The following is an 11469-nucleotide window of genomic DNA, read 5'->3' as shown; positions in this document are numbered from 1 at the left end:
CAAGTTCATGAGCGAAAAGTAGCGGGTTTTCATATGGTAGGGCCGTGGGAAAAAACGGTTCAACAAGGATTTGAGCAACTTTCTCTATGGGTTAAATCTCATAAAGTCGTCGGTGAAGAGTGGCTGGCGGTTTACTACGATAACCCAGATGTTGTACCTGCGGAAAAGCTGCGTTGCGACACGGTTGTTTCTGTTGCGGAAGATTTTACCGTGCCTGAAAACAGTGAAGGTGTCATCACTACACGCATTGAAGCAGGGCAATATGCCGTCGCGCGTGCAAAAGTCGACGACGGCGATTTCGCTAAACCATGGAATCTCTTCTTTGATAGTCTCCTTGCAGATAACCGCTTCCAGTTAACCGGCAAACCTTGCTTTGAGCACTATCTGAATGATGGCTCTGAAAGTGGAGTGTGGGAAGTTGATATGTATATCCCGGTTGCAGATCAAGAGTGAAGCTGAAGGGGGCGTAAGCCCCCTAACTTTGTGATGCCCACACTTAAAAAACAGGTACAATCACGCTTTTGTTTCAGGAGAGCCGGGTGTGCGCCCCGACAAATCACTAAGTCCGTTTGAACTACGCGTTTATCGCAACTACCGAATTGTGCATGGCGTTCGTATCGCGCTGGCATTTGTTCTTACCTTTCTCATAGTTCATCTTCTGAAAGTTCCGGAAGGCACATGGCCATTAATCACTTTAGTGGTGGTGATGGGGCCAATATCCTTTTGGGGAAATGTAGTACCTCGCGCCTTTGAACGTATTGGCGGCACCATTTGTGGCGCAACCATGGGGCTTATTGCGCTAAGGTTGGAGCTGTTTTCTCTGCCGCTGATGCTGGTTTGGTGCGCTTTTGCGATGTTTATTTGCGGTTACCTGGCGCTGGGGAAACGCCCGTATCAGGCTCTGCTGATTGGTATTACCCTCGCAGTCGTAGTGGGTGCACCGGCTGGTGATATGGAAATTGCGTTGTGGCGCAGTGGTGATGTTATCTTCGGATCATTACTCGCAATGCTATTTACCAGTATTTATCCGCAGCGTGCGTTTATCCACTGGCGCATTCAAATGGCGAATTTCGTCACCGCCTTTGGTCGGGTTTATAACGCAGGTTTTTCTCCGAACTTGCTGGAGCGCCCGCGTTTGGAAAAACATCTGCATCAGGTGTTGACCGATGTAGTGAAAATGCGCGCACTGATTGGGCCGAGCAGCAAAGAAACGCACATCCAGAAATCTATTTTCGAAGCGATACAAACTGTCAGCCGTAATATGGTGTGCACGCTTGAGCTGCAAATCAATGCTTACTGGGCTTCCCGAGAGAGCCATTTCCTGATGATCAATGCTCATACTCTGCGTGATACTCAGCAGATGACGCAACGCACACTTGCTGCGATTGCCCATGCATTGCATGACGGTAACCCATCACCGATTTCTGCTAATAACGAAAAGCTGACCGAGATCGTCAGCGAATTGCGCCAGCTCATGCAGGAAGGGGGAAATGGGAAACTTCAGGAAACCCCAATTCACGGTTATGTCTGGTTGAGTCTGGAGCTTGCTCGTCAACTGGAATTACTCTCGCAGTTGATCTGCCGCGCGTTACGTAAATAATTGCGGGGTGCGGAGCGAATTGCTGGTTTCGATTCAGCACCAATTGAGGTTAAGATAGCGAAAGAGACTAATCGCCTGTACTGTTTGGCTATAGAGCCCGGAACGGACGGGGATAAAAGAATTGTCAGCGGCCGCCGCTACCATTAAGGTAATCTTATGGCGGTTGTCTTAACGAATCCGAGTATGAAATTAGCAGGGGTATAAAAATGGAACCAACTAAACCTTCTTTCCAGGACGTGCTTGAGTTTGTGCGTCTGTTCCGTCGTAAAAACAAACTGCAGCGTGAGATTCAGGACGTTCAGAAAAAGATCCGTGATAACTCAAAACGTGTTCTGCTTCTTGATAACCTGAGTGACTACATTAAGCCAGGTATGAGCATTGAAGCTATTCAGGGCATCATTGCCAGCATGAAAACCGACTACGAAGACCGTGTTGATGATTACATCATCAAGAATGCTGAACTGTCTAAAGAGCGTCGTGAAATTTCCAAAAAACTGAAAGTGATGGGTGAAATCAAACCCGAGTAAATTTACCCGCCATACTTCGAGCTGCCTCTGCGTTGGCTGCGTTCACTTGCCGCCTTGATGCAACTTGAATTATTTAGGGAAATTAGTGTTAATTGTGAAAACCGCCGATTCGGCGGTTTTTTTTCGCAAGAACTTAACGCACGCCGCCTGCAATCGTCTTCACCAGATGTTGCTGCGGATAAGGCACATCAATAGCGAACTGATTAATCTGCCAGAGTAATTTCCCAACATCATGCTTACTGGTATCAAGCATCAACCCCACAGCACTCCCGCTGTGCGCCACGTTCACACCGAATAAATCAAACTCTTCAACTAGCGCTAACAGCTGCGAAAACATCGGTTTTGGCAGTAACGCCTGGCTGGCGATCGCGCTTTGCGTGGCGGCTTCTCCCAACAAGCGAGGCTCTTGCATCTTGCAACTTTGTTGCAAGCGAAGCCACGCGTCATCAAGTACTGCGGCATGGCTAATTAACGCAGATTCGCGCTGATGACGACGGTACTCCTCAGTCAGAATCGTGGTATCACTTTCAAGCAACAGGATATCCATAGCTGGCGCGGCCTGGCAGCTAAACTGAGTTTGCGCATTCAGGTGGGAGAAAAGCGTCGGCAAAACAAAAATCGTGCTGTCGGTCGGTTCAATGTTTACACATAAAGCCGCAAGGGTGGATTCGCTGAGTGTTTCACCCAAATACCGGGCGGTCGCCACTGCCGTTGCGGCAATATCTGCGGTGCTGCTCGCAAGGCCTTTACCTACGGGGATCGTGGACTCCAGAGCGGTGCTCAGGCTCTCTGATAATGCAGCGGGGTGACCAAAATACGCCACCACCTGTTCCAGTATCTGGCGCATACGCGGGCGCTCAGTTGGTTTTTTTGCACCATCACGCACTTCAACGGTGCTAAACCAGTCTATCGGGCAGGACACCAGTTTTTCGCTGCCGCTAATCCATCCCTGAATAAATTCCCCACAAGATGCCGGGCAGCTCGCTTCAGCCATCTTTTGGGCAACGCTCATTTATGCTGGGATTCATTATTTCATTACCTCAGGGCTTAAAAAATCAGTAAAAATTGTTATAGCGCAACACTCAATATCTATTAGCTTTTACACTGTGCCAGCTTTTACATATTCACGTGCATGATAATTTGAGAATCATGCACGATACAACTGACTCGTTTATGCCATGTGTCAAACATGGCTGGGAAGGGGGTGACAATCCCCCGCAGCCCCCGCTGCTGTGATGCCGACGAACCCGCGTAACCACTGATCTTTGATTGGGAAGGGCGGGCGAGAGTGAAGCTAAGCCAGAAGACCGACTCGTCAGAATACTTTTGATACTTCAACTTGCAGAGCCTTGCCTGCACTGCGAATTATCTGGACTCACAACAACTCCTTCGGTGGGAAGCCAGTTGTCATCAGATGCGTGCAGCCGCAAGGTGCGCGCACGTGCTGACATCCGCATTTTGCCGAAGTAAGTCAAAAGGCAATTATGGCAGGGGCAGCGAAACAAGCATTCGTTATTGCAGGTACCAGCAGCGGCTGCGGTAAAACTACCGTCACGCTCGGGCTGCTCCGTGCCCTCATGCTGCGCGGTCTGCGCGTTCAACCTTTCAAAATCGGCCCCGATTACCTCGACAGCGGCTGGCACAGTGCCGTGACCGGCATATCTTCGCGCAATCTCGATGCATTCATGCTGCCCACGCCAACCCTTAACGGTCTGTTTGCAAAACAAATGCAGCACGCTGATGTCGCCGTTATCGAAGGCGTGATGGGGCTGTACGATGGTTACGGAACTGACCCCAACTATTGCAGCAGTGCTGCTATGGCAAAACAGCTCGGTTGCCCGGTGATTTTGCTGGTAGATGGCAAAGCCGTGTCCACGTCTATTGCTGCCACAGTCATGGGTTTCCAGCGCTTTGACCCAACGTTGAACATCGCCGGAGTCATACTTAATCGCGTTAATAGCGATAGCCATTATCAGTTGCTTGCCGATGCGATTACCCGATATTGCGGGCTACCGGTGTTGGGGCGAGTACCCGTTATGGCCGATGTAGCTTTACCCTCGCGCCACCTTGGTCTTGTTCCGGCACAAGAACACTCCCCGCAAGATGAACGCTGGCAGCGCCTGGCGCAGCAGCTTGAAGAAACTGTGGATATTGACCGCCTGCTGGCGTTATCTCACCTAAATTCTCTGCCGCACGGCGAAGCCCCCGAGATTGCTGACGAAGCCTTAGCGCATGGGCTAACCGTTGCCGTTGCGGAAGACGAAGCCTTCAACTTTTACTACCCGGATAACCTCGACATGCTCGAGCAGGCCGGGGTGAAAATCCAGCGTTTCAGCCCGTTGCATGACTCCCGACTCCCCGACTGCCAGATGATCTGGCTCGGCGGCGGTTACCCCGAAGTCCATGGCGCAAAACTTGCTGCCAATTCCGCCATGCGAGAATCCTTGCGTGAAGCGCATCAACGCCGCATTCCGCTGTATGCCGAATGTGGCGGGTTGATGTATCTGGGTGAATCTTTGACTGACGGCAATGATGAAACCCATGCCATGTGTGGCGTGCTGCCAGGCCACAGCCAGATGGGCAAACGGCTGACGCGTTTTGGTTACTGCGAAGCCACGGCATTACACGACACGTTACTTGCCAAAAAAGGCGAAACCCTGCGCGGGCACGAATTCCATTATTCAGATTTCAGCGGCTCATTACCCGCAGCTCTCGATTGTTGCAAATGGCGCGATGGTGTTGCTATTTCGCGCTGGCAGGGCGGTTTTCAGCATCATGCGACCTTTGCAAGTTACCTGCATGTTCATTTCGCACAACGTCCATCATTACTCAATCGCTGGTTAGCACTTGCGAGGAACCACCTATGACACTCCTTGCGTGGGCTGTTGCGTGGTTATTGGATTATTGGTTCGGAGACCCGCATCACTGGCCACATCCAGTGCGTTGGATTGGCAATCTCATCAGCTTTATGCAGCGCCAGATACGCCGGTGCTGCAAAAGCGACCGTGCACTGAAAATCGGCGGCGGTGTATTATGGCTGGTTGTGGTGGGCACGACCTGGGGTGTGAGTTGGGGAGTATTGCACATCGCAAACCAGGTATCTGTGTGGCTCGGCTGGTTGGTTGAGGTGTGGATGATTTACACCGTGCTTGCAGCCCGTTGCTTGAGTGACGCGGCTCTCGAAGTTTATCGCGCACTCAAAGATGGCACGATAGAACAGAGTCGCGAGAAATTATCGTGGATTGTTGGACGTGATACTTCGCAACTCGAGCGCCCGCAAATCACCCGTGCGGTGGTCGAAACGGTGGCAGAGAATAGTGTCGATGGTGTGATTGCACCACTGTTCTTCCTGATGATTGGCGGTGCACCACTTGCCCTGGCCTACAAAGCTATCAATACCCTCGATTCGATGGTCGGTTATAAAACCGAAAAATATCGCGCTATTGGTTATGTCAGCGCCCGGCTTGATGACCTCGCTAATTTCATTCCCGCAAGATTGAGCTGGTTGCTGCTTACCCTCGCAGCCTTTTTCTTGCGAGCTAATCCTCGCCAGGCGCTGCTAATCGGCTGGCGCGACCGCTATAAACACAGCAGCCCGAACTGCGCCTGGCCTGAGGCCACGGTTGCCGGTGCGCTGGGTATCCGCCTCGGCGGGCCGAACACCTATTTTGGCGAACGGGTAGAAAAACCCTGGATGGGTGATGAACGGCGCGGCATCGCGCTCGACGATATTACCCGCACCATTCAACTCATGATGTTGGCCTCACTGCAAGCTTTGCTGCTGTTCGCCGCATTGCGCGCACTCGCGCTTGGCACCGCTTAAGGACACCCAATGAACTACTTGCAACAACCGCAGCTTATCGAGCAAAACAGCTTTGAAATTATCAGTGAGATTATTGCCGCTGAGCGCCCGGAATATCGTTTTAACGATGCCACTCAGGAGGCGATGATCAAGCGCGTTATTCACACCACCGCCGATTTTGAGTGGCTGGATATTTTGTGGTTTTCACCCGATGTTATCGAAAAACTGACCGCCAGTTTGCAGCGTGGATGCATTTTATATACCGATACCACGATGGTGCTTTCGGGCATCAACAAAAACCTGCTGGCGGAATTTGGTTGCAGCTGTCGTTGTTTTATTAGCGACCCGCGCGTGGTGGCACATGCCAAAGAACAAGGCGTGACGCGCTCAATGGCGGCGGTGGATCTCGCCTTGCAAGAAGAAGGCGAGAAAGTCTTTGTCTTTGGTAACGCGCCGACCGCGCTGTTCCGCTTGTTAGAGTTAGGGGCCAAACCTTCAGCCGTTATCGGCGTGCCCGTCGGGTTTGTCGGGGCTGAGGAGTCTAAAGAAGCGCTGGTTGAAAGCGGCTTACCCGCCATTGCCGCCCGTGGGCGCAAAGGCGGCAGTAACGTTGCCGCAGCCATTGTGAATGCGCTGCTTTACCGTTTGCGGGAGGCTCAGTGAGCGAGCAAACCGCCGATTGCGTCTGGCATAAAGGCAAGGCATACCGGAAAGGTTACACCACCGGTTCATGCGCCACTGCCGCGGCAAAAGTCGCGGCCCTGATGGTATTACGCCAGCACGTGATTGACCAGGTTTCTATCGTCACCCCTTCGGGCGTCACACTGCATCTCAATGTTGAAATGCCGATTATCGAAGGCCAGCAGGCGACGGCAGCAATCCGTAAAGACGGCGGCGATGATGTCGACGCCACGCACGGCATGCTGATTTTCGCCCGCGTGCAGCTTAATGACAGCGGTGTTATCACACTGCGTGGCGGCACCGGGGTCGGCAAAGTCACACGCAAAGGGATCGGCTTGCCGATTGGTGAATCAGCGATTAACCGCACTCCGCGCCAGACTATTGAAGCGGCAGTGCGTGAAGTGATCGGCGCGGAACGTGGCGCCGAAATTGAAGTTTTTGCGCCGGAAGGTGAAGAGCGGGCAAAGAAAACCTACAACCATCGCCTCGGGATTTTGGGCGGCATTTCGATAATCGGCACCACCGGTATTGTGATGCCGATGTCCGAAGAGAGCTGGAAGCGTTCGCTGGCACTCGAGCTGGAAATGAAACGCGCCGCCGGACTGGATAAAGTCATTCTGGTGCCGGGGAACCACGGCGAGCGTTTTGTTCGCGAGCAACTGGGGCTGGACTGCGAATGCGTGGTGACGATGAGCAATTTCGTCGGCTACATGATTCAGGAAGCGGTGCGCCTTGAGTATCGCCACATCGTCTTGATTGGCCATCCTGGCAAACTGGTGAAAGTTGCCGCCGGGATTTTCCACACCCACAGCCACATTGCCGACGGGCGCATGGAAACGCTGGTTGCGCATCTGGCATTAATGGGCGCGCCGTTTGCGTTGCTGGAAGCCGTAAGCCGCTGCGACACCACAGAAGCGGCACTCGAAATCATCAGCGAACAGGGCTGGCAAAGCGTGTTCGAACGGCTGGCGATTCGCATTTGTGAACGCGTGGAAGAGATGCTGCGTTTTACCCAATCCCCGCCAAAGTGCGATGCCATTTTGTTCTCCTTCGATAACCAGGTTTTAGGCAGTAGCCGCCCGGTGGCTGAGATTGCGCAGGATCTTGCTGGAGAAATGCGATGCTGACCGTCGCAGGCATTGGCCCCGGCGCCCGTGAATATTTGACCTTCCAGGCACACAACGCCATCAGTGAGGCGCAAATACTGGTCGGCGGCGCACGCCAGCTGGCACTTTTCCCTGAGTTCAGCGGTGAAACGCACCTGCTGGATAGCGACCTCGACGCCTTAATCGACTGGCTTCGTGCACGAATCGATCTTCGAGTCGTGGTGCTGGCCTCCGGCGACCCGCTGGTTTATGGCATTGGCAAACGCCTGTCAGCAAGTTTCCCGCCAGAACAGCTGCGTATCATTCCCGGTATTAGCTCGGTTCAATATCTGTGCGCCAAAGCCGCCGTCGATATGAACGACTTATGGATCACCAGCAGCCATGGGCGTGAACCCGATTTTAAAGCGATTGTGGCGCACCAAAAAGTGGCAATGGTGACCGACACCATTATCGGGCCGTATGCCATCGCCCAGGCATTTCTGATGCGTGGCCTTAATCCCATTCTCATTATTGGCGAGAAACTTTCGTCAGCAGATGAACGAATCCATCGCCTGCGAGCCGCTGATGTGGCGCAAAGCTACGCGATGAATGTGGTGATAATTCTCAATGAAAGATGATCTGTTTTTACGTGGCGCACGCGTGCCGATGACCAAAGAAGTGGTGCGCACTCAGGCGCTCGACCGCTTGCAACTTCACAACGCTAAACGGTTTATCGACATTGGCGCAGGCACCGGCAGCGTGTCGCTTGAAGCGGCGATGCGTTACCCGCAATTGCAGGTGAGTGCGATTGAACGTAACCCCGACGCGCTGGCGCTGATGGCGGAAAACCGCGAGCTTTTCGCCTGCCCGAACGTTGAGATTATCAGTGGCTACGCGCCGATTGCGCTGAACGTGATGGCCGATGCGGTGTTTATCGGCGGCAGCGGCGGGCAGCTAACCGAACTTATCGACTGGTCGCTGGCGCATTTACAGCCCGGCGGACGGCTGGTGATGACCTTCATCCTGCTCGAAAACTTAACCTGCGCGCTCACTCACCTTGAACAGTGCGCGGTGAGCGATTTCGACTGCCTGCAATTGCAGGTGGCAAACCTCACAACGCTTGGCAGCGGGCACTACTTCAAACCGAACAATCCCACTTATTTGATCTCTTGTCGCAAGGAAGGAAGCAATGACTGAGTTATTTGATACCCGCAAAGTCTGGTTCGTTGGTGCAGGTCCGGGCGACAAAGAGCTGATTACGCTGAAAGGCTACCGCATCTTGCAACAGGCCGAAGTGGTGATTTATGCCGGTTCTCTGATCAACCCGGAGCTGCTGGATTACTGCCAGCCTGGCGCGGAATGCCACGACAGCGCCGCGCTCAATCTCGAAGAAATTATCGAGCTGATGGAAAACGGTGTCAAAGCGGGCAAGTTGGTGGTGCGCCTGCAAACGGGCGATCTCTCGCTGTATGGCTCAATTCGTGAACAGGGTGAAACCCTCTCCAAACTTGGCATCGGCTACGTTTCAGTGCCAGGGGTGAGCGCATTTCTGGGAGCCGCCGCGCAGCTTGGCGTGGAATACACCGTGCCGGAAGTCTCCCAGAGTCTGATCATCACGCGTATCGAAGGCCGCACGCCGATGCCGCCGCTTGAACAACTTGAATCCTTTGCCAGACACCAGACCTCGATGGCGATTTTCCTCTCGGTACAGCGCATCAACCGCGTGGCAGAGCGCCTTATTGAAGGCGGTTACCCGTCTGATACACCCGTTGCTGTGGTGTATAAAGCCACCTGGCCGGACTGCCAGGAATTGCGCGGCACCCTGAGCGATATTGCAGAAAAAGTGCGTGAGGCCGGGATCCGTAAAACCGCGCTGATTATGGTTGGGGCGTTTTTGGGTGAGGAGTATCACTACTCGAAACTTTACGACGCAGGGTTCAGCCATGAATACCGCAAAGCCTGAGTCGATTGCGCTGTTTTGCCTGACGCCCGGTGGCGTGGCTTTAGCGCAACGTCTGCGTGATGCATTACCCGTGACCTGCTTTACCAGTGAAAAGCTGCTGCAACCGGGTTTTATCCCGTTCGGCGGTAGCTTTGCCCAAACAGTACAGCAGGCGTTTAGCCAGTATTCCGCACTGGTGTTTATCGCCGCGACAGGAATTGTGGTGCGGGTGATTGCGCCAATGCTGAGCGACAAACTGCAAGACCCGGCGGTGGTGGTGATGGACGAACGTGCAGAACACGTGATCAGCCTGCTTTCCGGCCACATGGGTGGGGCCAATGAACTCACCCGTGAACTGGCTGAAATTTTAGGTGCCGATCCGGTCATCACCACCGCCACAGACGTTAACCAACTGGCGGCACTCGATACGCTGGCCGCAAAACTTGACGCCACCATGCAGGGTTTTCGCCTGGCGGTGAAAACGGTCAACCAAATGCTGGTCAGCCAGCAGCGCGTTGGCCTGTGGTGGGACAGCGAATTTGCGCCAGATGCTGAGCGTTACGACACGCGTGGCTTTATCCCGGTCGAAAGCCTTGATGCATTGCCAGAGCTTGATGCGCTGGTGTGCGTCACGCTGCGTGATTCGCCGCCTGCGTTAACTATTCCCGTTTATAAACTGGTGCCAAAGCGCGTCGTCGCAGGCATCGGCTGCCGCCGTGACACGCCGCCACAAACCGTGGCCGCGCTGCTCCGTCAGCAACTGGCGGAAAACCATTTTGACCCGCTGGCGTTGCGCGCCATCGGCAGTGTGATGCTCAAGCAAGATGAGCCTGCGCTGCTGGAGCTGGCACAGCAGCATCAAATCCCTTTTGAACTATTTAGCGTTGATCAACTTTCCCAACATGAGCACCGTTTTCCGGCATCGGAATTTGTGCGCCAGACCCTGGGTGTTGGCAGCGTGTCACAGCCAACAGCATGGCTGATGAGCAACGGAAACCTGGTCGGCCGCACTGTGCGAGAGCAGGGCGTCACCATAACTTTAGGAGTTTCAGACAGATGTTAACGGTAATCGGCATTGGCCCTGGCAGTGAAGCCATGATGACTCAGGAAGCCATTGCTGCCCTGCAAGAAGCGGAAATTGTCGTCGGCTATAAAACGTATACCCACCTTGTGAAGCCCTTAACCGGCGACAAACAGGTGATCAAAACCGGCATGTGCAAAGAAATCGAACGCTGCCAGACCGCCATCGAACTGGCGCAAGCCGGGCATAAAGTGGCGTTAATCAGCAGCGGTGATGCCGGAATTTACGGTATGGCGGGGCTGGTGCTGGAACTGGTGACTTCACAACAGTTGGATATTGAAGTGCGCCTCGTGGCAGGGATTACCGCCAGTATCGCTGCCGCATCGTTGTTGGGTGCGCCACTGATGCACGATTTCTGCCATATCAGCCTGAGCGATTTACTCACGCCGTGGCCGGTTATCGAAAAGCGCATTATCGCCGCCGCTTCCGCTGATTTTGTTATCTGCTTCTATAACCCACGCAGCCGTGGCCGCGAAGCGCATCTGGCACGGGCATTTGAATTAATGCGCGAATTTACCCGCCCGCAAACCCCGGTGGGTGTCGTGAAAGCCGCTGGGCGCAAGAAAGAACAAAAATGGCTGACCACCTTTGGCGAGATGGACTTTGAACCGGTTGATATGACGAGTCTGGTGATCGTCGGCAACAAAACGACCTTTGTTCGCAACGGCTTAATGATTACCCCCCGAGGTTACGAGCTGTGAGTGAAACGCTGTCTCTCGTAGGTCGCAATAGCGAAGCGACTTCCGACGTT

Annotated in this window: 13 protein-coding genes and 1 riboswitch; of the genes, 12 read left to right on the top strand and 1 reads right to left on the bottom strand. The window is 53.7% G+C overall.

Going from position 1 to position 11469, the window contains the following annotated elements:
- The 3 genes from sbmC to M977_RS03330 all read left to right on the top strand — a co-directional run.
- Positions 1–453: DNA gyrase inhibitor SbmC (gene sbmC / locus M977_RS03340; protein WP_064512152.1), on the top strand; the 453-nt coding region annotated here is incomplete at its 5' end.
- Positions 454–541: 88 nt separating this feature from the next.
- Complete coding sequence (locus M977_RS03335) at positions 542–1600, top strand: FUSC family protein (protein WP_064512130.1); 1059 nt, start codon at positions 542–544, stop codon at positions 1598–1600.
- Positions 1601–1806: 206 nt separating this feature from the next.
- A complete protein-coding gene (locus tag M977_RS03330) occupies positions 1807–2127 on the top strand; it encodes a DUF496 family protein (protein ID WP_064512128.1) in 321 nt (106 codons plus the stop codon).
- A 133-nt stretch (positions 2128–2260) separates the two neighbouring features.
- Here M977_RS03330 and M977_RS03325 read toward each other — a convergent pair whose 3' ends face one another.
- A complete protein-coding gene (locus tag M977_RS03325) occupies positions 2261–3121 on the bottom strand; it encodes a GHMP family kinase ATP-binding protein (RefSeq protein WP_064512149.1) in 861 nt (286 codons plus the stop codon).
- 160 nt (positions 3122–3281) lie between these two features.
- Positions 3282–3453: riboswitch (cobalamin riboswitch) on the top strand.
- 158 nt (positions 3454–3611) lie between these two features.
- On the opposite strand from M977_RS03325, the gene M977_RS03320 reads away from it, so the two are divergent.
- Genes M977_RS03320 through M977_RS03280 form a run of 9 tightly spaced genes read left to right on the top strand, consistent with a single transcriptional unit; the run spans position 3612 to position 11419 of the window.
- Positions 3612–4994, top strand: a complete 1383-nt coding sequence (locus M977_RS03320; RefSeq protein WP_064512126.1) for a cobyrinic acid a,c-diamide synthase CobB — start codon at positions 3612–3614, stop codon at positions 4992–4994.
- Positions 4991–5950, top strand: a complete 960-nt coding sequence (cbiB, locus tag M977_RS03315) for an adenosylcobinamide-phosphate synthase CbiB (RefSeq protein ID WP_064512124.1) — start codon at positions 4991–4993, stop codon at positions 5948–5950. The genes M977_RS03320 and cbiB overlap by 4 nt, the downstream gene beginning before the upstream one ends.
- A 9-nt stretch (positions 5951–5959) precedes the next feature.
- Positions 5960–6592, top strand: coding sequence for a cobalt-precorrin-8 methylmutase (locus M977_RS03310; protein ID WP_064512122.1), 633 nt, complete (start codon positions 5960–5962; stop codon positions 6590–6592).
- On the top strand, positions 6589–7737 hold the full coding sequence (gene cbiD, locus M977_RS03305; protein WP_064512120.1) for a cobalt-precorrin-5B (C(1))-methyltransferase CbiD: 1149 nt from the start codon (positions 6589–6591) through the stop codon (positions 7735–7737). Before M977_RS03310 ends, cbiD begins: the two co-directional genes overlap by 4 nt.
- Positions 7731–8333 carry a cobalt-precorrin-7 (C(5))-methyltransferase gene (locus tag M977_RS03300; protein WP_064512118.1) on the top strand — a complete coding sequence of 201 codons (603 nt, stop codon included), beginning with the start codon at positions 7731–7733 and terminating at the stop codon, positions 8331–8333. Before cbiD ends, M977_RS03300 begins: the two co-directional genes overlap by 7 nt.
- On the top strand, positions 8323–8892 hold the full coding sequence (locus M977_RS03295; RefSeq protein ID WP_064512116.1) for a decarboxylating cobalt-precorrin-6B (C(15))-methyltransferase: 570 nt from the start codon (positions 8323–8325) through the stop codon (positions 8890–8892). Before M977_RS03300 ends, M977_RS03295 begins: the two co-directional genes overlap by 11 nt.
- Entirely contained in the window at positions 8885–9658 is a 774-nt protein-coding gene (locus M977_RS03290; protein WP_064512113.1) for a cobalt-precorrin-4 methyltransferase, read from the top strand. The genes M977_RS03295 and M977_RS03290 overlap by 8 nt, the downstream gene beginning before the upstream one ends.
- Positions 9639–10700 (top strand): cobalt-precorrin 5A hydrolase, encoded by a 1062-nt coding sequence (gene cbiG, locus M977_RS03285; protein WP_064512110.1) that lies wholly within the window; start codon positions 9639–9641, stop codon positions 10698–10700. Before M977_RS03290 ends, cbiG begins: the two co-directional genes overlap by 20 nt.
- Entirely contained in the window at positions 10694–11419 is a 726-nt protein-coding gene (locus M977_RS03280; RefSeq protein ID WP_064512108.1) for a precorrin-3B C(17)-methyltransferase, read from the top strand. Before cbiG ends, M977_RS03280 begins: the two co-directional genes overlap by 7 nt.
- The last annotated feature ends 50 nt before the right edge of the window (positions 11420–11469 follow it).

It is taken from the genome of Buttiauxella gaviniae ATCC 51604, assembly GCF_001654835.1.
Lineage (GTDB): Bacteria > Pseudomonadota > Gammaproteobacteria > Enterobacterales > Enterobacteriaceae > Buttiauxella > Buttiauxella gaviniae.
This window is presented reverse-complemented; position numbering and strand designations above follow the sequence as displayed.

Coding starts and splice junctions, on each gene's coding strand:
- M977_RS03330 (WP_064512128.1), top strand. CDS start 1,807: ATGGAACCAACTAAACCTTCTTTCCAGGACGTGCTTGAGTTTGTGCGT.
- M977_RS03325 (WP_064512149.1), bottom strand. CDS start 3,121: ATGGCTGAAGCGAGCTGCCCGGCATCTTGTGGGGAATTTATTCAGGGA.
- M977_RS03320 (WP_064512126.1), top strand. CDS start 3,612: ATGGCAGGGGCAGCGAAACAAGCATTCGTTATTGCAGGTACCAGCAGC.
- cbiB (WP_064512124.1), top strand. CDS start 4,991: ATGACACTCCTTGCGTGGGCTGTTGCGTGGTTATTGGATTATTGGTTC.
- M977_RS03310 (WP_064512122.1), top strand. CDS start 5,960: ATGAACTACTTGCAACAACCGCAGCTTATCGAGCAAAACAGCTTTGAA.
- M977_RS03300 (WP_064512118.1), top strand. CDS start 7,731: ATGCTGACCGTCGCAGGCATTGGCCCCGGCGCCCGTGAATATTTGACC.
- M977_RS03295 (WP_064512116.1), top strand. CDS start 8,323: ATGAAAGATGATCTGTTTTTACGTGGCGCACGCGTGCCGATGACCAAA.
- M977_RS03290 (WP_064512113.1), top strand. CDS start 8,885: ATGACTGAGTTATTTGATACCCGCAAAGTCTGGTTCGTTGGTGCAGGT.
- cbiG (WP_064512110.1), top strand. CDS start 9,639: ATGAATACCGCAAAGCCTGAGTCGATTGCGCTGTTTTGCCTGACGCCC.
- M977_RS03280 (WP_064512108.1), top strand. CDS start 10,694: ATGTTAACGGTAATCGGCATTGGCCCTGGCAGTGAAGCCATGATGACT.